Raw genomic sequence first — 24,586 nt, 5'->3', positions numbered from 1 at the left:
TTCATGCAGAATCTCCTGCTCGTATCTTAAGAGAAAATTCTACTTTTAGATCCTATTATTTTTAGGGGGGATTACCAAGTGACATTACAATAAAGGCATAACTATTATTTACAGTCTCCAATAGACTTATAAGTTTTATAGCTCTAACTTTATGTCTTTAATATATTTTGTTGCATCTTAATGACATTGAAGCAATCTTAGCTTTTGAGAGCCTACTTTAGGCTCTCGTACCTAGGAGTTCTTTTTAGACAAAGGCTCATTGAGCTTATCAATACTCACCCCATATTTATGAGCATTGTATTGCCAAACTACGAACTGCTCTAAAAGCATTGAATTCTCTTTTTCTAGTCTCTCTAACTTACTTTCCAATGCATCAATTTTGACTTGAGCTATTTTCAAACTTGCAGGAAGTTTTTGCTGTTTGGTTTTTAAGATTTTTAATGCTGCTGGAGATTTTTTTCCTAGATCATAAGCATTCTTAATTCTTTCAAATTTTTGTAGGGTTTGGCGAGTTGGTGCAGGTACAATCTCTAGTTGTACTTCAATTGCTTTGCATAATTTCTCCCACGTTAACTTTTCATTTGGCGACCAATAATCAAGAATTTCAACAATATCTTGTACATTCTGATCTGTTAGATGCTGTGCCATATTAGCTCCATAAATCCAATGATAAAGAATCATGTAAAACTGACTGCTCTTCAAGCTTTTTACGTTGAGTATTCTCAATAACGGGGATACGTTTACGACCTGCTTTTTGATACGCTAAATCAAGATGTGTAACATCTTCCGAAGGCGGCAAACTTAAAGGCGTTCCATCAAGAATGTTTGGATCATCGAGTAGGGCAATCAACTGTTCACAACGTTTAATCGTAAGCTCTCTCATCTCAAGCCATACTGCTGCACCAGTCACATTCTTACTAACAGCCTCCTTATCCTTAGCCCATAAGATTTTTTCTTTTCTAAGTCGATCTTGAAGCCGTTTTTTCTTTTCATCATCCCCCTTAATACAGACATGTTCCGTACAATTAAGACAATTTCTATACTTTAGGCAGGGTTCATCAATATAAGAATGTGTACAAAATCCAAACTCGGTAGTGTGCATAGACAATGTTGTTTTAGTATTTAACTCCTGCAGAGTTCGAGGTGTAGCTATTTGGAATGTAAATGTACTATCAGTATTTACTGTACCAACCTCATTTTTCTGCATCTCAATTAAGCTAAAATTACGATCTTCAACCGAAGTATGGTCATATACTCGATTTTGCTTCATATCAGCCCGCCCTGACCATTTAGCGAGTAACATGCTATCCATTCCATTGGTATTTGCTATCGTATTTAATAAATGCCGAAATTGGTGAGTAGTTATACTGTGGTCACCATATCCCCACCGCTGAAAAATGGATTGCATATTCGATAACTGTTCTTTTCCTCTTAACTTCTTTTTAGTTGGTGATAAGTCTTCATTTAATGTATCAATATGTGGCATCCATAATTCTGAAAAAATGGTTAATTTATCGCTATGAAATTGGTTTGCAAAACTACAGAATAAAGCTTCAGACCACTTAACCTTGACTCCACCACCAGTTTGAAAAGGTACATAAGGGAAGCCTTTGGGTAATCTCTTTCGCAGTATAATATTTAAATCATTCAGACAAACTTCGTAATCATTAATAGGAATATCACGAGTTCTTAAAAATTGTATTCCACTCTTATTTGCTTGACGAGCATCTAATAGTGACGCATCAAAACCCATTGCCAACAATACTTCACTGCGTTTTAATAATTGATGATCAGGTACATCAGGACAAAGTTCATGTCTCGGAAATTTATCACTTGTCTCAAGCAAATATGCTAAATGTCTAGGCTTTTCTGACATCTTAATCAAACGAGCAATTGCCCGCTTGGCTGTTGGAATCATGACACTAGGAATAGCTTTAATATCATACCCATAATTTTTTTGTGCATACCACCTAATCCCTAATGTTTCATCCTCATTAGAATCATCTACTACAGCTTCTAAATTACTTTTAGAAGATTCTTTATCTCCTTTATTAATACAATTGATCTTAAGGAAAAATAGCTCTGATGCTCTTTCAGGTGCAGATAAAAGTAACCCTATAGCACTACTAACAAAAACATCTCTATTTGATAATTCAGAATCCTTACGAGAAAAAATATCAGCTATGATAAAAATAGCATCCTCATCAGGAAGTTTAGAAGCTCGATGTTCCTCTGACTCTGCATCTAACACAATTGATTTTTCAGAAGGCTTTTTAATTGGACTTTTCCAATCTGGTAAAGCTAATATTTTTAATTGGCGAAGAAAGTCTAAAAGAATCTTTAGCTGTCTACCCACATGATAAGCAGAACTTGCTTTATAGTTTTCCTTTGCATTTTCAGCAGCTAAGTCAAAATCAGCAATAATCAATTTAGTTAAATCAACTTCACCATATCGGTCTAAGCATATTTGTTCTATGGCCCGAATTGAAAGAATCGTATCTTGAGTTTTTAACTTACTGTTAATTCTTTGATACTTAACATAGGCTTTGGCAAATTCTAGAATTGAATGATGCAAAAGATTTTCAGGTGATCTATCTTTGGATGAAATACCTGTTTTGACAAAGTTTACTTCGCCTTTCCAATAATTCTCATCAAATTTAATATCTTCATTTAATTCAGATAATTGTTTAACAAAATCAATAAACTGCTTAATTTCGGAGTAAGGAGATTGGATTTTGTCAGATGGAAAATATATTAAATTATCCATGGTTGAACTCCTTACAAGCATCCATAACTTGCTGAACGGCAATAATTGTACGGTCATTCACGGCAGCGACTTCAAGGCTACAACCCATCGCAATTAGATCATCTCGCTCTTTAATTAATTGCTCTAGAACCAAATAATGAGGTGCATTTGCCCAAGGCATAAACTTGCTACATAGATAACATGCGATTGGTGCATAATCATTGCAGTATTGATTTGTACCACATGAACCAACGTCACAATCTTGTTCTACAGAAGAAATTCTATTCGCGTCTTTAATTTGTGATTGGGCTTCAATCTCATCTCTTACAACTTTCCCCTGAAAAGCATCTGCATATTTGCGTAAACTATCGTCCATTATAGATGATAGTTGCTGTGCAATTTCGGGCACACTCTGCACATAACAGTGAGCATTTTGCGTATCATGATGATCTAACAACTTTGCAATCACATTCACACCCGCTTTCTGCCTAGCTGCATTTGTTCCAAGCGTATAGCGAAATCTATAAGCATTAACAAATATTGGATCACCTGTTTCCCTTGAACGAACACCAAGCTTTCTTACCGCATCTTTTAACTTTTGAGTTAATTGAACCGTAGGCAAATGAATAATTTCTTTTGGCAAAATTTCTGAAATTTCATGCCGATTTTCCCAATCCAAATTAACCAATTTCTCAAAATCATAAAATAGCGGTAGCTCTGCAAACTCTTGTTCAGATAGCTCTCGTTTTATTTCTTTACTTAATTTCTGCTTTAAAATTCGAGTATGCTCAAACAATATTTGTACGATGCTTTCACGAATTCCCACTTCACTAAAAGCAAATCGGAATCCACTAGCACCTCTAACTTTAGCTCTCGGAATGTTAAGGATATGAACTGCATTTGTATCATTAAAATTATATTTATCCGACACGTATAGGTCTTTTACTTTTAACCCAGCAATTTGTATTGGTCGTCTACCTGTCGCACAAAAAACACGAATTAGAGCAGCCTCATAATAGGAAATCTTATTTTCTGCTAAGTATTCATTGGTTCTAGTGATAATTGTTTGAAATTCGAATGGGCTAAATGGACCTTCATCTGGATCAAGGGAAAGGACTGCTGCTCCTTTTTCATTGCCACTCAATCTCCATGAGTCCATTAGATCGTAAACTTCATCATCTACTGAGGAATAACCCAAATCATATAGTTTCTTCAAAAAGACTCGTAGCATAGCTACTTTGTATTCATCTTTTTTTGCCGAATAAAAATTCTTATAGTTTAAAAGACCTTTAATTGAAAAATGATTCTCTTCTGTAATATCAAAATATTTACCAATATATTCGCACATGTTTGCTGTATGTGAACTTGAACTATACTTAGCAAAATGAACTAAAGTCATGATCACATCTGATTGGACAGAAAACTCATAATTTCGTATCCGAGAGATATCTATAGTTTTATTGATATCTAATACCCATTTCTGATCATCGATATTAAACTCATAACCTTTGAATGAGGTAAACGTATTTTGCCATTTATTTAAACTATCGTTTCTAGTTGATTTATTCATTTTCATTCTCAAATTTTTCTTGGATAGCTAATCCAACCTCTACGGCACGCTTATTCTCTGCACGTCTTGAATATCTTCTTGCACTTTGTGAGTTAGGTATCCAACCCATCAGATACGCACGATCTCTCTCAGCCTGATCTTCTGTTATTTTTCCAGATTTAATTAAAGTCTGAACTTTATCTGTATATTTATCATTCCATGTATGCCTAAATGCATGTGCATGCACATTGAATAAAACGACTTCAGAAATTTCTGAAAAAATTTTGTCTAGTGCATTAATTGAAAGCGGCTGCCCCTTATTTGATAAGATCAAAAAGTCTGTTAACTCTGCATTAGGCACTGTCGATCTATGATTTAGAATATAAGTATCCAATTTTTTCTTTAGATTCTGGTTGAGTGCAATTGATCGACTTCTGGTTTTAACCAACGGTTGATATAGCCTAGAATCACTTCCATCATGAGGATTACGCTTAATAGTAAGATACGACGTACCACCTTGAGAGGGTGTTATATCTGTAATTTTTAAATTTAATAATTCACCTTTACGACACCCAAGATATAAAAACAAATAGGTAATCAGCTCATTTCTATAATTAATGTAATCTGAAGTCCAAATACGGTTCTGATTATCAGGATCAACTGCCTTTAAAATTTTATTTAGTTGATCAGTATCAAAAGATTTGTATTCAGCCTGAATATCCATGGACTTACGAGGTCTACGAGATTTTAAAAACTGCTTTGTACTTGTTATTGCAGATGAATGAAGATGCGTCTCAAACCACCCAATATATTCGGCAAAATTAGTTAACCGCCGATATATCAATTGTTTGGATACATAGTCCTGAGTAACAACCAATTTTGCTCTAGCTCGCTCTTTGTTATTACTTTTTGGAAAACTTATGATCTTTTTTTTTGAAGCTGTCCCGCTTAATCGGCTACGATTGAAACTGGTTAAATTTACTAAAGCTTCGATTTCATCTAATTTTAAAAAATCTTTATTTTTAATCCTTTGTTCCAAATCAATTCCTAACTTATCCAATAACTGAAACAGCAACTTAATATCTTCTAGAATAGCTGTAATAGTATTGATTGATTGACCACGATTTCTTAAATGAATGATCGTATATAAATTTGGATAAGTCATAGGAACACCATCACTATTCAAAAGAACAGCGAATCTCTCACCACCACTCATTACAAATCTTTTAACAAACATCATGGCTTTATTTAACAAAATATCTAAGTATTAAATATCATAAATCATAAGTAAAAAAATTTACAGAACCATTTCTAGTATCTGTAAATTTCTTTTGTAACTAACTGCTAATAAAGAATAATTTTATAAACTTTACAAAATATGATCTCTAGTAGGTGTCAAAATGGTAGATCATCATCTAAATCTGCAGGTGCTGTTGCAGGCGCAGCTTGTGGCTTCGGTGCAAAACCACTTGGGTTATTGTTGGCATAGCCACCACCCTGATTCTGGTTAAAACCACCTTTATTTTGGTTGCCATAACCCGCAGCCTGACCTTGATTCTGATTACCATAGCCACTTTGGTTATTGTTAAACCGTGGCTGTGCAAAAACGCCATCTTGTTGGTCAGATTGTCCACGATTACCTGAATCGAGCATTTGCATTTGATCACCACGAATTTCAGTGGTGTAACGCTCTTGACCGTTTTGGTCTGTCCACTGACGAGTACGCAATGAACCTTCAATATATACCTTAGAACCTTTGCGTAGATATTGCTGTGCAATTTCACCTAAACGGTTATGCAACACAATACGGTGCCACTCTGTTTGCTCTTTACGCTCGCCCGTATTTTTGTCTGTCCAGACATCACTGGTTGCGATAGAAAATTGGGTGAGAGAACCCCCATTTGGGAAAGTTTTTGTTTCAGGATCGCGACCTAAAGTACCGACTAAAATGACTTTATTTACACCACGCATTAGACGTTTTCTTCCTATTTGTTTCTATTATTTACTTTATAAGAGTTATGCTTAAATGGCTACCTCTTTCCCTAACAAGTGCGTTAATTGTTGTCGCGCAGCATCATCAATTTGCTGTTTATCCACTTTTACATACGCCACTTGTTGGTCAGACATCACCACGACCTCTTCAATACCACGAATCGCTAAAAGTTGAGAAGTCCATTCATCTGTTTCTCGAGTCTCAGGCAAACGCAACACCAAAGATGAAAGATAGCGCGGCTGCGCCAATCCAAAACTAACCAATAACCAAATTATAGCAATCGCGGTCAAAATACTCCAACCCATCGCAGTGTGATTCAGTAACAGTAACTGTCCACCAATCATCCCGCCAAAGAAAGCGCCTAAAAATTGGCTGCTGGCATTTACGCCCATGGCGGTAGCTTTAGACTGAATAGGTGCCGCCTTAGACAACCATGAAGGCAACAAGGCTTCCATGACGTTAAAGGCAATAAAGAATAAGCCCAAACCCAACAATAAAATGTATTTTGATTCAAACCCGAAAATCAGTACCAACAGACCTAAAATAATGCCTGCAATAGCCGTCAGGAAAATGACACGCATTTTGCGATATTTTTCTGCCAAAACAATGCTTGGGAAAGCTACAAACAGGCTGACCAACAGTAACGGCAAATACACCCAACCATGATGCTGTAAAGGAATATCAGCAAACTGGATTAACTGCGAAGGCACATAAATAAACATGGCTGTCAGCAATAAATGCAAGGTAAATACGGATACATGCAGGCGGTTTAAATCGCCCATTTTTAGCACTTGCTTTAACTGCGGTACATAACCTTGCTGGAAATTACGATGATGACGGGTGACTTTCGGCACTAACAGCAACATGAGAATGGCGGCCAACCCCATCACTGTGGTCACCCAAAATAGCCCTGAAATACCAACCCAACCTGTAAGCCATGGCCCCAAACTAAAGGCCACCACAAAGGACATACCAATACTCATGCCCATCACCGCCATGGCTTTCATGCGGTTTTCTTCACGGGTCACATCGGCCAACAATGCCATCACCACCGCAGACACCGCACCACCACCAGCTATAGCACGTCCAATAATCACACCATAAATGGTGTCGGACATGGCAGCAATTGCTCCACCCAAAGCAAACAATAATAAGCCCAAAACCACCAAAGGTTTACGGCTATAGCGGTCTGCAATTAAGCTAAATGGAATTTGTAAAATGGCTTGAGTGAGTCCGTATACCCCAACAGCAAGCCCAATTAAAGCAGGTGTTGCATATTGATACGATTGCCCTGCTACTGAAAACACAGGAATAATCATGAACAAACCCAACATGCGCAATGCAAAAATACTGCTTAAAGCAAAGGTCGAGCGGCGTTCCAAGGCATTCATCATATCAATCGACTAAAACTAAATAATTTTGAATTTGCAGATATCCTACAACATTCAGCTGCATGATGCTGATTTTTCCCGATGTTTATTATGCGAGATGCCTAGATATTCAATAAAAAAGGGCGCAACGCTGTGCACCCAAATTCTAACTTCGTTCTGTCTGTATGATTGTTCTGCTTGGTTATGCTTGAGTCATACCATCAAAGCATCAGCAGATGCATTAACTTGCTTTTGCCTGACGCTTTTTAAATTGAATCGAGGCAATCACTGCCCAAACAATAAATGCAACTCCAATTAAACCTGTCACTACTTCTGGTACATGCAGGCCTGTACCGCTGGCAATCATAATAAAGGCCAAGGCACCAATGGCGTAGTGTGCACCGTGTTCAAGGTAAATATAGGCATCAAGCGTGCCTTTTTCGACCAAGTAAATGGTCATAGAACGCACAAAAATCGCACCAATGGCTAGACCTAACATAATGATTACCACGTCTGAAGTAATCGCAAAGGCACCAATCACGCCATCAAAACTGAACGAGGCATCTAGTACTTCCAGATATAAAAAGCCACCAATCCCCGCTTTTACTACACCTGTTGGCACACCATTTTCATCATGGCGCACAGCATTGCCCTGCTCATCGACTTCAGGCTCTCCGCCCAACATGTGACTCAGCACTTGTACACCAATATAAATCACGATGCCCCAAATACCCGCCATCGTCACTACAAGGCGTTTATCTTCAACCACGTTCGCCGCCATGATCAATAAGGTCACTAAGGCTAAAAATACAGACATGGCAGGTACGCTTGCCAAATTACTCAAACGACGTTCCAACCATCTGAACCAGTGGGTGTCTTTTTCATCATCCAAAAAGAAATTCAGGAAGACCATCAACAAGAATGCACCACCAAATGCAGCAATTTCAGGGTGATGTGCCATCAGTTTGGCAGAATATTGCTTCGGATCATTCAGTGCCAGTTGTACCACTTCCATCATGCCCATATCGGCAGTGACAGCCACAATCACCACAGGGAAGATCAAACGCATGCCAAATACAGCAATGATAATCCCCACGGTTAAAAACAGCATTTTCCAGAAATGATCCCAACCGCGTAGGACTGAAGCATTGACTACCGCGTTATCAAACGACAACGACACTTCCATAATCGCCAAAATTGCGGTGATGGTCAGTGCGGTGAGCATGGTCTGCACACCTGCTTCTGGGCCATGGGTATAGCCCCAATATGCAGATAGCGCAAGACACACTATCGAAAATACGATTGAGAAACCAAAATGTTTCATCATGACAAACGACCTATCGATATATTTTGATCTGAATTTTTTATCTGTCGAATCTACACCACAAAAGCCAAGCATAGCTTTGGGTGAGTAACAACAGATCTAAAAATTCTGAAATTTGAATTGTCCGAATTTTAATCGGACAAAAGCTGAGAATGTAAAATTTTATGCCGCAATTATGACGCTTTTTTCTCAACTTCGCCAAAATTCTTCGTATGATTTTTTTGTTGTGATGGATTTCGCCCCAACTGCGCTATTTCAATATTGATCAGTTGTGATCATCGTACAGATATGCAATGGTATCTGCATCAATAAAATTCAAATGGAAATCCAACATGCGCTTTTCTCAAGAGGCTTGGCAGCGTAACCTTGCGCTCTATCAAAAAACACTGGCGTTGCCATTTAATCAGGAACTGGCGCAAGGTACATTAAGCAAAGCTGCGTTTTGTCATTATGTGATTCAAGATTCACATTACTTAATTGCCTATGGTCGTGCGCTGGCTGTCTGTGCTGCCAAAGCTTTTGATGCCGATGATATTATTCAATTTTCGGAAGCAGCCAAAATTGCAATTGTGGTTGAACGCACCTTACACGACAGCTTTATGCAAGCGTTTGATATTTCCAAACAGGAATTTGAAAGCACCCCACTGACCCTCGCTTGCCATCATTACACCTCTTATTTGCTCGCAACGGCATGGTCAGAAAGTTATCCTGTGGTATTGGCTTCATTGCTGCCATGTTTCTGGATTTATGCAGAAGTGGGCAAAGATATTGTCAATAATTCTGTACCGAATAATCCATATCAGGCTTGGGTAGATACCTATTCAGGCGAAGAATTCCATAGTGCAGTCAACAATGTAATTCAGACCATTGACCGTATTGCTGCGCGCTGTGATGCCGACACCATTGAAAAAATGCATCAGGCCTATACCAAAGCGGCAAAACTAGAATGGCTATTCTGGGACAGTGCTTACCATCAGCGTCAATGGCTAGGCTTAGACCAAGTTTAAACCTTAGTCACTTTAAGTGCGCACTGTATTGGCGTTTCTCTATACAGTGCGACAAGCCATGACTGATAAAGCGTGAAAAATAACACTTGAACAATTTTCATGCGCTATCATATATAAGTTTTTCATTTGTAGAATTTCGAGAATTTTTTATGAGCCAAAGTCATATCCGTATTCGAGGTGCACGTACCCATAACCTAAAAAACGTGAACCTTGATATTCCACGCGATAAATTTGTGGTGATTACGGGCTTATCTGGTTCAGGAAAATCCTCACTGGCGTTTGATACCCTATATGCCGAAGGGCAACGTCGCTATGTCGAATCACTTTCTGCCTACGCACGCCAGTTCTTATCACAAATGGAAAAACCTGAAGTCGATTCAATTGAAGGCCTAAGCCCTGCAATTGCGATTGAGCAAAAATCGACAAGTCATAACCCACGCTCAACGGTGGGTACCATTACCGAAATTTACGACTATTTGCGTTTACTGTATGCCCGTGTCGGTACACCGTACTGCCCTGAACATGACTTGCCGATGGTGGCACAAACCGTATCAGAAATGGTTGATGCGGTAAAAGGACTGGAAGAAGGCACTGCTTTGATGCTGCTTGCACCGGTGATTCGTGAGCGTAAAGGCGAATATGTGCATCTGTTTGAACAGCTACAAAGTCAGGGTTTTGTACGTGCCCGAGTGGATGGCGAAGTCATGGACATAGACCCACCGCCTGAACTCGACAAAAAGAAAAAACACACGATTGAGGTAGTGGTAGACCGCTTTAAAGTCCGAGATGATTTGGGTAACCGTATTGCCGAAAGCTTTGAAACGGCACTGCGTTTAGGTGGCGATCTGGCCATTTTATCGTGGATGAATGCCGAACAGCCTGATCGTATTTTTTCAGCCAAACATTCATGTCCAAAATGTGATCGTGCCGTTGCTGAACTTGAGCCACGTTTGTTCTCGTTTAATAATCCGTTTGGCGCCTGCCAAACCTGTGATGGCTTGGGGACACGTAGCCATTTCAGTGCAGAAAAACTAATTCCAAACCCTGAACTTTCAATCAGTCAGGGTGCAATTCGTGGTTGGGACAGACAGCGTCCCTATTATTACAGCATGCTAGAAAAAGTCGCAGCACATTATGAACTTTCATTAGAAACTGCGTGGAATCAGCTTGACAGCACTACCCAGAAGAAATTTCTGTACGGTACAGGCAAAGACAAAATTGACCTGAGTTATACCGATGAACGTGGTCGCCATCATAAACGTGTGATTGCTTTTGAAGGTGTGTTGCCGCATTTAGAACGTCGTTATCGTGAAACCGAAAGTAATTATGTACGCGATGATTTGGCACAGTATTTATCTAATGCGGCCTGTGATGCCTGCGGAGGTTCACGCTTAAATGAAATCTCCCGTAATGTCCGTGTGAAAGACAAAACTATTGCTCAAATTACCCAAATGTCAATTGGTGATGCCGAGCAGTACTATCAAGGACTGAATCTGGATGGTGCCAAAGGTGAAGTGGCAGATAAAATCTTTAAAGAAATTCGTGAGCGCTTACATTTTTTAGTGTCGGTAGGTTTGAATTATTTAAGTTTGTCACGTTCTGCCGAAACGCTGTCTGGCGGCGAAGCACAGCGCATCCGTTTGGCATCTCAAATTGGTGCAGGCCTCATGGGCGTGATGTATGTGCTGGATGAACCCTCTATTGGCTTACACCAACGTGACAACGACCGATTGCTAGAAACCCTGATTCGCTTACGTGACTTGGGCAATACCGTATTGGTGGTAGAACATGATGAAGATGCCATCCGTGCAGCCGATCATATTATTGATATTGGCCCAGGTGCAGGTGTGCATGGCGGGCATATTATTGCCGAAGGTACCTATGCAGAGCTGGCGGAAAATGCCGATTCACTGACAGGGCAATATTTATCGGGCAAGTTAAAAATTGAAGTACCGAAAAAACGTACCCAACCGCCACATCCTGAACAACAAATTAAACTCATGGGAGCCGCAGGTCATAACCTAAAAAAAGTAGATCTGACTTTGCCCTTAGGGGTCATGACCTGCGTTACAGGCGTATCTGGCTCAGGTAAATCGACCTTAATTAACCGTACTTTATTGCCTTTGGCTGCAACACAATTAAATGGTGCCACGACCTTAAATGCAGAAAAGTTTGACTCGATTGATGGTTTGCAATACTTAGATAAAGTCGTGGATATTGACCAAAGCCCAATTGGACGTACTCCACGTTCAAACCCCGCAACGTATACAGGCTTGTTCACTCCAATCAGAGAACTATTTGCACAAACGCCTGAAGCCAAAGCTCGCGGCTATGCGGCTGGTCGTTTCTCCTTTAACGTTAAAGGTGGACGCTGCGAAGCTTGTGAGGGTGACGGTATGATTAAGGTAGCGATGCACTTCCTGCCCGACATGTATGTACCTTGCGATGCCTGTCATGGTAAGCGCTATAACCGCGAAACGTTGGAGGTCAGCTATAAAGGCCGTAATATTTCCGATGTGTTAGAAATGACAGTTGAAGATGCTATGCATTTCTTTGATGCGATTCCTGTGATTCATCGTCGTTTAGAAACTTTAAATCAGGTGGGTTTGGGCTATATTCGCCTCGGACAATCTGCAACAACGCTATCGGGTGGCGAAGCCCAACGCGTCAAACTAGCGCGTGAATTGGCCAAACGGGATACAGGTAAAACCTTATATGTGTTGGATGAACCGACCACTGGTTTGCACTTCCATGACATTGCTAAGCTACTCGACATCTTGCATGAGCTACGCAATAAGGGTAATACCATTGTGGTGATTGAACATAACTTGGATGTGATTAAAACTGCAGACTGGATTGTCGATTTAGGGCCTGAAGGTGGTGCAGGTGGTGGACAAATTATTGCCGAAGGCACCCCTGAAGATGTGGCAAAATCTAAAGTTTCACACACTGCTAAGTTCTTAAAACCAATGTTAAAAGCTTAGACTGGTGAATAAGTGAAATCATTTTAATGTGAACCAAGTTGTACATCATCTTGTTGATTTTAGAGATGATGTGCAACTTAACCCTCAACCGCATTACGTCCACGCGCTTTGGCTCTAAACAAATGCTTATCGGCTTTTTCCAGCAAGCTACTCCATGAAGCAGCACCTACTGCAACGCCCGCACTAATAGAAATTTTAATATAATCATTAATTTCTGGAATATAAATTTCGTCTTTGACAATTTGACAACGTAGCTTGTCTGCCAAATAAAGTGCTTCAGTAAATTCAATATTATCAATGACCACCAAGAATTCATCGCCACCAAAACGCACCACTAAATCTGATGAGCGCACATTGGCTTTGAGTGTTTTAGCAATCAATTTTAAAGCTTGGTCGCCAACAACATGACCAAAAGTGTCATTCACATGTTTGAACTTATCCACATCCAAAATAATTAGACCTGTTTTAGTCAATTTCTCGGGTTTTTGTTCCAAAAATTTTAAATATTCTTCTAGTGCTAAACGGTTTGAAACACCAGTTAAAGCATCTGTGTTGGCAATATTACGCAGCTGAAATTCCAAATTATCACGCTGTACTAAACGTTGTTTTAATTTTTGAATTGCTTCAAATAAAGACACACTATCACTATTTTTATTGTTGATAAGGGCACTGACTTCATCATCATAAGCGGACAAAGCCAAAATTTGTTTGCGTGCCTGAATGAGTGGAATAAATACTTTTGAACGTGCATACACCATGGTAAAAATGGCTGCCATCAATGAAATGAGTGTAACTACCAGCGTTAAAATAAGTTTTTGCTGTGCTTTGAAGTGATCTTTTTTTGCCAGTGCCAAACTATAATCCAGCACATAAGTTTGTAAATCGACGACAGTACTAAACTTATCGACCATGACTTCCGATAATTGCGTACCCGTTAATGAGTAAGGCTCACCACGCAAACTTTGCTCAATCAACTGTTTTATAATTGGAATACCTTGATCCAAAAATTCAGCCTTGAGCTGATTATGCAAAACGGTATATTCCGGCACTTTGTGCGCTTCAGGCAAAATGGTATGTACCAAGTCCCACAAATAATAGGCCTGTCTTTGATTTTGCAAAGAATTGGCTAGATTTTCTTCGGGGATTTTTTCGCCAAATGTAACCGCAGCAATCACATTTGAGGCGACTCGTCCCGCCTGATCACGCAAATCTGACAGTATAAAAATAACGCTATAGTAGGTAGATACAGCAGTATCTTTACCCACAGAATCCAACATGACATGCTTTAAAACATACTGTGAGCTGTCCCAAGCACTGAACATTTTCTGGATTGCTTGATCTAGTTGTTCTGAACGTCGCAAATGTGTTGGTGTTGCCGCATAAGCATCTACCGCATCACGCCCCTGCTTTAAAGAAGCTTTCAGTTGGTGCGATAAATGGTGTGCATGAGTAATAAAGCCCTCTTGCTTGAGTACCTGAATCGTGTCCTGAATTTGTTGATCAACCTGCAAACGGTACTGTTTTAATTCTTCTAAATGTCTTGCCTGATCTGCAGGTGTACTTGACATCACTTTATTGGCAGGAGCCCGCTCACGGGAAATATTATTGGTTAATTCTGCAACATTACGCAAGACAGAAATTTCGATTAAGGCGCGCTCTGCCTTTTTGTAACTCTGATAACTGCTGACAATTAAAGGCACTGAAATAAAAATTAATGAGCCAATAATAATGATCATTGAGATAAACAAGCGTCGACTAATCTGCTCAGAATGCAATTTCGCCATCATGTTTAGCCTAACTCCATCTCACTTCAGCCTTGAAAGCTGAACTTGGTCACTTTATCGTCAGCAATAGTACAACAGCTTGGATGATATTTCTTATTTATTTTAGCAATAATTTTAATCGCTTAGTTTTAATTAAGCATCGGTAATATACTCAAAATGATTGCAACCCACTAAAGCAAAATAACAGCTCATCCATATTTCACTGATCCTGAGTCACTTTCAATTCATTTATATGCTTTATGTTTAATACCGAAATGATGAAAAAACTCACAGTGAGCAGCAGAAAATATTTTACAGCTGCAACATTTAGGTGCATAATGCACCCCAATAGGGCGAGTTTAGTTTTTCCTCAGCAGAAAATTAAACTTTCCCGCAAATTTTGGCGAAAAAACCCAGTTTTCATTGAAAACTGGGTTTTTTTTATACAAAAATAACAGCACTCATATTCACCCATCAATATGAATGCACCAATATGGTGCATAAAACTCATCCATATATTAACTTTTATCATCTGGCCGATAGCAAAGTGATAAGTAACCAGCCAGCCAATTTAAGACAAAAAAAACCCAACCTTGGGGAAAGTTGGGCAGATAAAAAGAAACAAGTATGGAGAATCTCATCACATTACTGGATTAAGTCAGCATTTAGATTTGATGTGCGAAATTATGAGATGTTTCACACAATCTAAAAACCCGACTTAAGTAGTAGGACTTCATAACGTAATTATGAAATAAATCACAGTTTGTGTAAAGCATCGTCAATCAGTCTGCTATATTCTTGAACAGACCACCAAATAAATGTGATAAAAGTCACACAAAAATACTCATTCACATCAATTAATCACATAAAAATATGACGGTTAGCATGTTTTTAATACAAAAAAAGAGTATTGCTACAAAAAACACGTCAATTTTTAAGTTATTGTTCACACTAAAACTATTGGTTTTAAGGATTATTTACATAAATAGCATCGTTTATTCCAATCAAAAATTCTTCAACCTGTCATAACTCTAGGGTTCTAAATAACATAATGACTTGTTATCACTACATTTTTAAGGTTGACATCTAAAAAATTGTTTGAATATTTTTCAACCAATAAAATCAATTGGACTTAATGCCTGAAGAATGTTGTTTTAGTTCATTGACTTAATAAGTTGTTACACTAAAATGCTCAATGTTTCATCCATTTTTAACAAAGCTGGTAACTATCATGAAAAAACTCGGTTTAGCCACTGCATTATTATTAGCCATGACCGGTGCTCAAGCGTACCAATTCGAAGTTCAAGGTCAATCAGAATTTCTAGACACTACTGAAAACAACCAAAACTTCACTGGTGCTGTTCAAGGTACTTACTACTTCAAAAATGTTGATGCGACTAAAGGTCCTTTAGCAGAAGCTGCTTTCTTAAACCAAGCATCTAACGTTGCTTTAGCTTACCAATACGCTCAATATGACGCTCCTCTTGCAGGTGGTCGTTCAGACGTTGAATCTCATGTTTATGGTGCTAAAGCTGAAGCGTATGTTCCAACTAAACTTGTTCCAGCGTATGCAAGCGTTGCTTATAGCCACACTCACAACGATGGTAAAAATGCTGCTACTCAAGACGACAATGGCGACCGTTATGCCTTAGAACTTGGTGCAGTTGTTGCGCCTAACTTCTTGGTTGCTGTAGGTTATACAAGCATTGCAGACACTATGGCTGTTGATTCATTTGGTATTCTTGCAAATGGTGCAGTTAAAGCTGTTGGTGAAGCAATCACGATTAACGAAGACCAAGATGCAATCACTGCACGTACTAAGTACGTAGGTGCAATTGATGGTACAAACATGGCTGTTGGTTTTGAAGCTGGTTTAGTTTATGGTGAAAGCACAGCTTATAACTTAAAAACTGATCTTTACTTAACACCTGCTCTTAGCGTTGGTGCTTCTTATGCAGAAACTAGTGCTGATAGTGCTGACGTTGCTATCGACTCTGCTTGGGGTGCAAACGTAAACTACTTCATCACTCCTGCGATTGCAGTAGGTGCAAGCTATGTAAATGCGAATGCAGAAGGTGAAGCTGTTGACACACAAACTGTTGGCTTAAACGCTAAATTCCGTTTCTAATTGAATATTAGACACCGAATATAAAAAAGACGCTCCTCTGAGCGTCTTTTTTAATGCCTGACATATCCCTCACGGAGTATCGATTTAATCCGAAGAATCATCATGGTGATGATGGGGTAAATGACTGATATATTGCAGCGCGATTAAACGTGAAACGATAAGGGCCAAATACATTACCCCACAAAACATTTGTAACATGGCAATCACCCGAGCTTCTGGGCTAACAGGCATTAAATCAGATAAACCTGTTGCAGACTGCAAACTAAAACTCAGAAACAGCAAGTCTAGCCAGCTTTGCATGCCTATAACATTTGGATTCTGAAAACTCTGTGGAATCAATATCTGGCAAATGCTATATAAAAAGGCAAATCCCCAAGCAATTAAAGTAAAGACTGCTGCCGCAGCAAACAACTCATCTTTGGTTAAATAGCGATCATGAAACATATAGCGCAATAAACCATAAGCAGCACTAAAATATGCAGCCGCTTCGCAGGCATGACTCAGTACCAATACCAGCGGATGCCGCACCCCCAATAAAATCAATACTGAAAAAAATAGTGCAGCATATACAAAACTTAGTCCCAGCACACTCAGCATAGGAGTCTGACGAATAACTTTAGCAATCAATAACAAGACCAGTACGCCGACCATCCATGTTATGACTTTATAGGGCATGTTGTGATGTGCAAAAAGTGAGAGCAGCAAAATCACAAATTGTAAGAACAACAGCCATGCCGAAGGTAATATCCGAAAACCTTTCCATACATTTTGTAGTGCTTGCATACGCCTCGGCTGCCTTTTTATTGTTTTGATTTCTAACATAACATGCTGCCAGATCACTGCATGCATGGACTCTGTATCAAAATTGCATATATAAAACCTCTCTCTATGCTTTAGATGAAATAGCCCTCCTAGATGCTAGATAGATCATCCACGAAATTTTAGCCATAAAAAAAGTCCCATTGCTGGGACTTTTTTGAGGTGTTTCAGACCTTAGTGGTCAGATGCACCAGAGATACCAATACCAGTTTGTGAGCGTACGAACTGTGCATCGAATGCTTTACGTTCAGCTTGTGCTTGCGCAGAGTTGTCAGTGATAGAGAACAACCAGCAGCAGAAGAATGAAAGTGGCATTGCAAAGATCGCAGGACCATTGAATGGGTTGATTGGTGTGTCAGAAATTTGCAGCGTATCTACCCAAACTGCTTTAGACAATACAATCAAGGTGACTGCTGAAACTAAGCCTGCTACCCCACCAATCACTGCACCACGAGTCGTTAAGCCTTTCCAGAACATAGATAGTACAAGTACTGGGAAGTTTGCACATGCTGCTACAGAGAATGCTAAACCGACCATGAATGCAACGTTTTGTTTCTCGAAAAGAATACCCAAGATCATTGCGAAGATTGCTAAGCCTAAAGTTGCAATTTTAGACATGCGAAGTTCAGATTCAGGTGTCGTTTGACCTTTCTTGAATACGTTAGCATACAAGTCGTGAGAGATTGCTGAAGCACCAGACAATGTCAAACCAGCTACAACCGCAAGAATTGTTGCGAATGCTACCGCTGAAATGAAGCCCATGAACAAGTCACCGCCAACTGCGTCAGACAAGTGCACCGCAGCCATGTTGTTACCACCAACAAGTTCTAACTTGCCAGTCACTGCCATTTTCGCAACATCAAGGAATTGTGGGTTGTTTGATACATAAAGGATCGCACCAAAACCAATGATGAAGGTCAATAAGTAAAAGTAACCAATGAAACCTGTTGCTACAACTACTGATTTACGTGCTTCTTTCGCGTCTTTTACTGTGAAGAAACGCATCAAGATATGTGGTAAACCTGCAGTACCGAACATTAACGCAAGACCAAGTGAGATTGCATCAATTGGGTTAGACGCTAAATTACCAGGACCCATAATGTTTGCAGCATCTGCCAAGCTCAAGTCATGTACTTTAGAGAATACTTGGATCGATTGCTCGAACATGTTAGTGAAACTGAAGCCCACACCTTTCATTACCATGAAGGCCATGAAAGTTGCACCTGAAAGTAACATCACCGCTTTGATGATCTGTACCCAAGTTGTTGCCAACATACCACCGAACATTACGTAAGCCATCATGAGTAGACCCACGATTACTACCGCAAGGTTGTAGTTCAAACCAAAGAGTAGTTTGATTAACTGGCCCGCACCTACCATCTGTGCAATCAGATAGAACGCAACCACAACAAGTGAACTGAATGCTGCAAGGGTACGTACCGGCTTTTCAGCTAGACGGAACGATACCACGTCAGAAAGGTTATATTTACCTAAGTTACGTAAACGTTCAGCAATCAAGAACAATACAATTGGCCAGCCCACCATGAAGCCCAGTGAATATAGCAAGCCATCAAAGCCTGACATAAACACCATTGCGGAAATACCGAGGAACGATGCTGCTGACATATAGTCACCTGCAATCGCTAGACCATTTTGGAAACCAGAAATACCACCGCCTGCGGTATAGAAGTCCTTAGTGCTCGTAGTTTGCTTCGCTGCCCATTTAGTAATGAACAAAGTTGCACCAACGAAAATTAAGAACATAATAATTGCTGGCCAGTTGGTTGGCTGCTGTTCTGCTGCACCTAAATCTGGTCCTGCAAATGCCATACCTGACATTAATACAGTAGACGCAGCCAGTGCTTTCAATGAATTCCATTTCATCTTAGTGCGTTCCTTTCTCATGTGTAATTGCTTCAACTTCACGCATCGCTTCTTCGTTCAATTGGTCAAGTTTGCCATTCGCAATTGATGAATAAACAGCACACAAAATGAAAGATAAAACGATAATGCTCAGACCTAATGGAATACCCCAAGTCGTCACACCGCCAGAAATTGAACTCAATAAGAATTCTTTGTTATAGCCCACTAAAAGCATGAAACCTACGTACACAAACAACATGATTGCTGTTAATGTCCAACTTAGGTTACTTTTTCTGCGAACCATTTCTTTGAATTTTGGGTTTTGTAGAATGCGTTCTACTTGTACCTCATCCATAACCTGCTCCTTCAAGCGCCCTGCCTTAGGCGCAAATTTTTAATTCGAATTATTTCGAACTTAAAATTAACAATGTTGAAGCCGATTTGCAATTTAGACTTTGGTCGCTAAAAAAATGATCAACCTCAGCGCAAAGGCAATGGAATAGGCTATCATAGCCCTATTGTCGATACTTTTAAGGCATCATGAACAGCTGGCTCATTATGGGGGTTTTAGCCCTCTATATCGCATTACTTTTTATCTGTGCTTTCTATGGGGAAAAACACGCCAGTCGTTTAAGCACGCGTGGGCGCATGCTCATGTTCAGCTTAACTTTAGGGGTGTACTGTTCATCATGGACTTTTTATGGTGCAACGGGCGCAGCCGTTCGTGAAGGGATCATTTTTTTACCCATTTATTTAGGGCCATTGCTGTTTGTCGCTGTTGGTTATGATATTTGGCGACGTTTAGGTCGAGTGCGACAACACCACGCCATTTCATCGATTGCTGACTTTGTTGCTGCACGTTACGGTAAAAGCGGGCCATTGGCATCACTGGTCACAATTTTGGCGGTGATTGCAATTATTCCCTATTTGGCTTTGCAATTACGCGCAATTGCGCTGAGTGCCGCAGTGATTTTGGATCAAAGCACCAATGTTGAAAGTACCACCAATGCGGTGTTATTCCTGACAGGTTTATTGGCTATTTTGGCGATGCTGTTTGGTACTCGACAAATTGCCAATACCGAACAACACGGCGGCTTAATGCTTGCGGTTGCCTTTGAGTCCTTTGTCAAACTATTTGCCTTGCTGGCTGTGGCCTTCTTCTTTGTATTTGAAGCGCCTGACAATATTCATCAAATTGCCAATGATGTTTCAATTACCTTCCATGAAGTACAGCTGTTTGGTGTGCCTGAAACCTTTTGGGTGCAAACCTTATTGGCGGCATTAGCGATTATTTGTTTGCCGCGTCAGTTTCACGTTGCTGTGGTCGAACTGCGCGATGAAAAACATATTCGGGGTGCGCGTCGCTGGTTTGCCGTTTATCTGATTTTAACCACCATCGCGATTGTTCCAATTGCCAGTTGGGCCTTGCACGCAGCTCCGCAATATTTAGCCATCCCTGATGTAGCAGTATTGTCTTTACCGCTTAGCTATAACCAAGACTGGTTGACGCTGTTGGCGTTCTTGGGAGGATTCTCCGCCTCAACAGGCATGCTATTGGTATCTTCAGTAGCACTGTCGATCATGCTGAGTAATGACCTGATCATGCCTGCCTTGTGGCGCATGGGCATTTTCTCACGCCATGACAAGCGCTTGCCCTTGGTACTAAAGTTCACCCGACGCATTTGTATTTTAGCGGTAATGCTACTGGGCTTTCTGTTCTTCAATTTCTTTAATGATATTGATCAGCTCTCTGTATTTGGTTTATTGGCCTTTAGTGCGGTGGCGCAGTTTGCCCCTGCATTGATTGGTGGCTTGTATTGGCGCGGTGGCAGTAAACAAGGGGTGTATGCAGGTCTAATTGTCGGTTTTGCGATGTGGGCCTATACCCTGCTGTTACCCACTATTTTGCGCAGCCTACCAAGCCAGTTTAGCGACTTTACCCGTGAATTTTTAATGCTCGGGCCTTTTGGCATCAATGGGTTACGCCCTGAAGCCTTGCTGGGCTTTGAATCTTTTGCCCCCCTCACACACGGTGTAGTCTGGGCACTGGGTTTAAATATCATGCTTTATGTTTGGGTATCACGTATTTTCCGCCCAAGTGTGGCAGAACAAATTCAGGCCGAAAGTTTCTTCTATTATGAAACCAAGCCTTTGCCTACACAGAATATGAGCAATGACGTCAGCTATTCGCATCAAGATGTAGCACGTTTAAAAGTGGGCGATTTAATCACACTGGCCAAACGCATTACAGGTGATTCCCCAACCCGACACGCCTTTGAGCAGTTTAGTCAGCAAAATAATGTGGTACTGAATGAAAATGCCAATGCCAACGGCATGTGGTGGCGTTTTACCGAACAATATTTGGCAGGGACGATTGGTGCTGCTTCGGCACGTACCTTGCTCACCACCGCTATGGTCAATAATGGCCTCGCGTTAGGGCAAGTCGCAAATATTCTTGACCAAGCTTCACAATGGCAGCGCTTCAATCAAAATCTGATCATGACCATGATTGACCACATGACCCAAGGGGTGAGTGTGGTAGATGAAAATATGTGCTTGGTGGCGTGGAACAATCAATATCTTAAACTATTTGATTATCCTAAAGATATTGTCTATGTTGGCTGCCCAATTGCCGATTTGATTCGCTACAATGCCGAACGTGGCGAATGTGGCCCAGGTTCAATTGAAGAACATGTGCGTAAACGTATTCATTGGATGAAAATGGGCAGTGCGCATGAGTTTGAGCGCATCCGTAAAGATGGTCGTGTCATTCAAATGCGCGGCAACCCAATTGAAGGTGGTGGTTTTGTAACCACCTTTGCCGATATTACTGCGTTCCGTGAAAATGAAGCTGTGCTTGAAGCACGGGTGCAGGATCGTACCCAACAATTGGCCGATGCCTTGTCCGAACAACAATTGGCTCGTGAACAAGCCGACAAAGCCAATATGTCCAAAAGCCGCTTTATTGCCGCAGCGAGCCACGATTTATTACAACCGATGCATGCGGCCCGTTTGTTCAGTACAGCTTTAGAGCAAACTATTCAGTCGGATGAAGACCGTAAAACCCTGCAGCAGCTAGATCGCGCCCTGCATGGTGCAGAAAGTATGCTTTCCGCCTTGCTGGATATTGCCCGTTTAGAGGGCGGTACCATTCAGCCAAAACGTCAAGCATATCCACTGCATGATTTACTCAGCGATTTAAGCCTGCAATTTAAATCGATTGCAGCACAACGTAGCATTGAATTCCGTGTGCATGATGTGCAGTTCTGGATTGATACCGACCCACAATGGATTCGTCGTATTATCCAAAACTTTGTCAGTAATGCCCTGCGCTATACCGCCAAAGGGCGTGTTGTGGTAGGGGTACTGCGTTCTGCCGAGCATCCACAGCATATTCGGATTGGGGTTTGGGACACCGGGCCGGGCATTGCCGAAGAACAGCGCATTAAACTGTTTCAGGAATTTGAACGTTGTGGACATACTTCACCTTGGGGTGAGCAAGGTCTGGGCTTAGGCTTGGCGATTGTGCAACGTATGACCAGCCTGCTGAACTACCCTGTGCATGTCTATTCTGAACTGGGCAAAGGCTCTTGCTTTATGATTGAAGTGCCAATCGCAGAAGCACCAAAAGTGGTGGCAGCGCCTGTGCAAGTGGTACCAATGAAAACCAAAGCCTACAAAATTTTATGTCTGGATAATGATGAGACCATTTTGGAAGGCATGGCGACCCTGCTCAGCAAATGGGGCTATCACGTCTTTAAAGCCACTGAACCTGAACAAGCCATTGATCTGATTCAGCGTGAACACATTCAGGTCTGGTTGGTCGATCAACACTTAAATGATGATAAAATTGGTTTAGATTTTATTCTGGAACATCGTCAGGAAGATGTCCCTGTGGCATTAATTACAGCAGACTCCGACCCAGAATTGCCGCAACGCTTAAAAGAGCTGAATATTGTGTTGCTGAAAAAACCGTTAAAACCAGCATCGCTGCGTTCTTGGTTATCTGGACTGAAAATTTCAGGCAGCTGATACCCATAAAATTTTGTCTGCCCCGCTTTAAACTATGCTTGATTCAAGCCATGTTAAGCGCAAGGCAGGCAAAGCAACTCAATATCCGTCTTGCAGCAGTTTGAAGCTGTTTTACCAACTGCAACCCTAGACCACTCAAAAAACAACAGATTGCCTGTGAAGTGTCACAGCCATTGGCCTGATGTACAACGGCCATTGACCAAAATTTTCAAAAACGTCGAGTTTTGAGTGCCTGCCATTCACATTAAATACCATCGTCTCACTGGCTATGGCAAAGTCTGACAAGATGGTAAGTGAATATGCTCAATAAATTTTACAATTTGTCTAAGCCCTGAGTTTGTCGTTATTTTTTGCCCTTATCGCCAAAATATTAGACTTTAGTCGCATATGCTTAAAACACTTCATGCGCACATAACTGAGTACAAGAAATGATCAATTGGCTGGTGTAGCCTGTATAAATACTGCGATTGATCAACCCTTCTTCTCGTTTTAGGAAGTGATGTCATGAATTTAGCTGAATATGAACAGCAGCTTGCCGAACAATCTCAGCAACTGCATCGTCAATACGGCGTCAATGCGCTCTTACCCGAAATTCAATGGAATCAACTGTTCCCCAATAGCAAACTCAGTTCCACACATCTTCAAGCTTTGGAAACCATTTACCAAAGTGCTGTGCCCTTAGCCTTGCAGGTTTTTGAAGAGTTAAACTTTGATGTATTTAGTCCAGCAGCTTATAAGCCTCAAGGTTTAGGTCTGTTCGAGAAACTTGCAGATCAGGAACAACAATTACTCAGCCTTTTGGAGCAAGAAGCTCAAGGTCTCGATGAACCTACCCGCCAACATATTTGGAGTATGTTATTGCGTGGTGGTGCCGTACTGGTCTTTAAAGCATGGTTGGGCAAAGTCAAAACCGATACAGCACAGCTCGACACCTGTTCCTTAAAATGTAGTCAAACATAGTCAAGGACTAATTCGCACTCTGTTAATGTCTTGTTGCCAAGCGTGTAA

At 40.6% G+C, this 24,586-nt stretch carries 15 protein-coding genes and 1 pseudogene; 5 read left to right on the top strand and 11 right to left on the bottom strand.

The window, feature by feature from the left end:
* Window positions 1-231 precede the first annotated feature (231 nt).
* From HHA43_RS11025 to HHA43_RS10995, 7 genes are all read right to left on the bottom strand, one after another.
* Window positions 232-648, bottom strand: a complete 417-nt coding sequence (locus HHA43_RS11025; RefSeq protein WP_168542628.1) for a hypothetical protein — start codon at window positions 646-648, stop codon at window positions 232-234.
* Between the two features lies 1 nt (window position 649).
* Entirely contained in the window at window positions 650-2,767 is a 2,118-nt protein-coding gene (locus HHA43_RS11020; protein ID WP_168542626.1) for an integrase, read from the bottom strand.
* Window positions 2,760-4,316 carry a site-specific integrase gene (locus HHA43_RS11015; protein WP_168542624.1) on the bottom strand — a complete coding sequence of 519 codons (1,557 nt, stop codon included), beginning with the start codon at window positions 4,314-4,316 and terminating at the stop codon, window positions 2,760-2,762. Before HHA43_RS11015 ends, HHA43_RS11020 begins: the two co-directional genes overlap by 8 nt.
* A complete protein-coding gene (locus HHA43_RS11010; RefSeq protein ID WP_168395784.1) occupies window positions 4,309-5,535 on the bottom strand; it encodes a site-specific integrase in 1,227 nt (408 codons plus the stop codon). Before HHA43_RS11010 ends, HHA43_RS11015 begins: the two co-directional genes overlap by 8 nt.
* Window positions 5,536-5,690: 155 nt before the next feature.
* Entirely contained in the window at window positions 5,691-6,266 is a 576-nt protein-coding gene (ssb, locus tag HHA43_RS11005; RefSeq protein WP_168542622.1) for a single-stranded DNA-binding protein, read from the bottom strand.
* 51 nt (window positions 6,267-6,317) lie between these two features.
* Window positions 6,318-7,682, bottom strand: a complete 1,365-nt coding sequence (locus tag HHA43_RS11000) for an MFS transporter (RefSeq protein ID WP_168542620.1) — start codon at window positions 7,680-7,682, stop codon at window positions 6,318-6,320.
* A gap of 217 nt (window positions 7,683-7,899) precedes the next feature.
* Entirely contained in the window at window positions 7,900-8,985 is a 1,086-nt protein-coding gene (locus HHA43_RS10995) for a DUF475 domain-containing protein (protein ID WP_168542618.1), read from the bottom strand.
* A gap of 329 nt (window positions 8,986-9,314) precedes the next feature.
* Here HHA43_RS10995 and tenA point away from each other — a divergent pair, with 329 nt between their 5' ends.
* Both tenA and uvrA read left to right on the top strand, forming a co-directional pair.
* Entirely contained in the window at window positions 9,315-9,989 is a 675-nt protein-coding gene (tenA, locus tag HHA43_RS10990; RefSeq protein WP_131261268.1) for a thiaminase II, read from the top strand.
* Window positions 9,990-10,138: 149 nt separating this feature from the next.
* A complete protein-coding gene (gene uvrA, locus HHA43_RS10985) occupies window positions 10,139-12,973 on the top strand; it encodes an excinuclease ABC subunit UvrA (protein WP_168542616.1) in 2,835 nt (944 codons plus the stop codon).
* A 77-nt stretch (window positions 12,974-13,050) separates the two neighbouring features.
* On the opposite strand, the gene HHA43_RS10980 is transcribed toward uvrA, so the two are convergent.
* Window positions 13,051-14,757 carry a GGDEF domain-containing protein gene (locus HHA43_RS10980; RefSeq protein WP_171525304.1) on the bottom strand — a complete coding sequence of 569 codons (1,707 nt, stop codon included), beginning with the start codon at window positions 14,755-14,757 and terminating at the stop codon, window positions 13,051-13,053.
* A 1,174-nt stretch (window positions 14,758-15,931) separates the two neighbouring features.
* On the opposite strand from HHA43_RS10980, the gene omp33-36 reads away from it, so the two are divergent.
* Complete coding sequence (gene omp33-36, locus HHA43_RS10975) at window positions 15,932-16,864, top strand: porin Omp33-36 (RefSeq protein ID WP_266096374.1); 933 nt, start codon at window positions 15,932-15,934, stop codon at window positions 16,862-16,864.
* 84 nt (window positions 16,865-16,948) lie between these two features.
* On the opposite strand, the gene HHA43_RS10970 is transcribed toward omp33-36, so the two are convergent.
* The 3 genes from HHA43_RS10970 to HHA43_RS10960 form a co-directional block, all read right to left on the bottom strand.
* The gene (locus HHA43_RS10970; RefSeq protein WP_168542612.1) at window positions 16,949-17,647 is read right to left on the bottom strand and encodes an ion channel; all 699 of its coding nucleotides are present in this window, start codon (window positions 17,645-17,647) and stop codon (window positions 16,949-16,951) included.
* Window positions 17,648-17,857: 210 nt separating this feature from the next.
* Window positions 17,858-19,567 (bottom strand): cation acetate symporter, encoded by a 1,710-nt coding sequence (locus tag HHA43_RS10965; RefSeq protein WP_168526603.1) that lies wholly within the window; start codon window positions 19,565-19,567, stop codon window positions 17,858-17,860.
* Between the two features lies 1 nt (window position 19,568).
* The gene (locus HHA43_RS10960; protein ID WP_167845675.1) at window positions 19,569-19,901 is read right to left on the bottom strand and encodes a DUF485 domain-containing protein; all 333 of its coding nucleotides are present in this window, start codon (window positions 19,899-19,901) and stop codon (window positions 19,569-19,571) included.
* A 185-nt stretch (window positions 19,902-20,086) separates the two neighbouring features.
* On the opposite strand from HHA43_RS10960, the gene HHA43_RS10955 reads away from it, so the two are divergent.
* Both HHA43_RS10955 and HHA43_RS10950 read left to right on the top strand, forming a co-directional pair.
* Entirely contained in the window at window positions 20,087-23,578 is a 3,492-nt protein-coding gene (locus HHA43_RS10955) for a PAS domain-containing hybrid sensor histidine kinase/response regulator (RefSeq protein ID WP_168542610.1), read from the top strand.
* 504 nt (window positions 23,579-24,082) lie between these two features.
* Window positions 24,083-24,511, top strand: a pseudogene (locus HHA43_RS10950) (hypothetical protein); the annotation flags it as partial.
* Between the last annotated feature and the right edge of the window lie 75 nt (window positions 24,512-24,586).

The sequence above is a fragment of the Acinetobacter sp. A2 genome (genome assembly GCF_012371325.1).
Classification (GTDB): domain Bacteria; phylum Pseudomonadota; class Gammaproteobacteria; order Pseudomonadales; family Moraxellaceae; genus Acinetobacter.
The sequence above is the reverse complement of the archived record's forward strand: the minus strand, read 5'-3'. Positions and strand labels throughout refer to the sequence as shown.